The following is an 841-nucleotide window of genomic DNA, read 5'->3' on the forward strand; positions in this document are numbered from 1 at the left end:
CGCGGGCGTAGGATATTTGAGAGGAGCTGCCCTTAGTACGAGAGGACCGGGGTGGACTGGCCTCTGGTGTATCTGTTGAGCCATCAGGCTCATGGCAGAGTAGCCAAGCCGGGACGGGATAAACGCTGAAGGCATCTAAGCGTGAAGCCCCCCTCAAGATGAGATATCCCATACGCAAGTAGTAAGACCCCTTGAAGACGACGAGGTAGATAGGGCAGAGGTGGAAGCGTAGTAATACGTGAAGCTGACTGTTACTAATCGGTCGAGGGCTTAACCAAAAGGTTATGGTTAAGGATAGGTAAGAGGAAGTTATTTCCTGAAGGATGAAAGATAGAAAGTAGAAGAAATTCAGTGTGCAGTTTTGAAGGTATATAAACCTTCAACATAAAAAAGTTGTTGACAAATGCAAAAGCTTATGATATTATAAATGGGCTGTTGTTGAGATGACAACAACAAAGAACCTTGAAAACTGAACAGTATGTAAAACCCTGAAAATTCTAAGAACAAAGGCTTTTGGTTAAGCCTTGAAGTTCAAGAGAACGTTCAGAACAAAACCAAAACAACAGTAATAACGGTTAAAATTAGCCAAGCGAATTTTGACTGGAATCAAAACTTTAACATGAGAGTTTGATCCTGGCTCAGGATGAACGCTGGCGGCGTGCTTAACACATGCAAGTCGAACGAAGCAATCTAACGGAAGTTTTCGGATGGAAGCTAGATTGACTGAGTGGCGGACGGGTGAGTAACGCGTGGGTAACCTGCCTCACACTGGGGGACAACAGTTAGAAATGACTGCTAATACCGCATAAGCGCACAGGACCGCATGGTCCGGTGTGAAAAA

Annotated in this window: 2 rRNA genes; both read left to right on the forward strand. The window is 44.8% G+C overall.

Annotation, left to right across the window (positions count from 1 at the left end):
- Positions 1-278 (forward strand): 23S ribosomal RNA (locus tag C7U56_RS15295); the annotation flags it as partial.
- 337 nt (positions 279-615) lie between these two features.
- Positions 616-841 (forward strand): 16S ribosomal RNA (locus tag C7U56_RS15300); the annotation flags it as partial.

The sequence above is a fragment of the Clostridium fessum genome (assembly GCF_003024715.1).
Taxonomy (GTDB): Bacteria; Bacillota; Clostridia; order Lachnospirales; family Lachnospiraceae; genus Otoolea; species Otoolea fessa.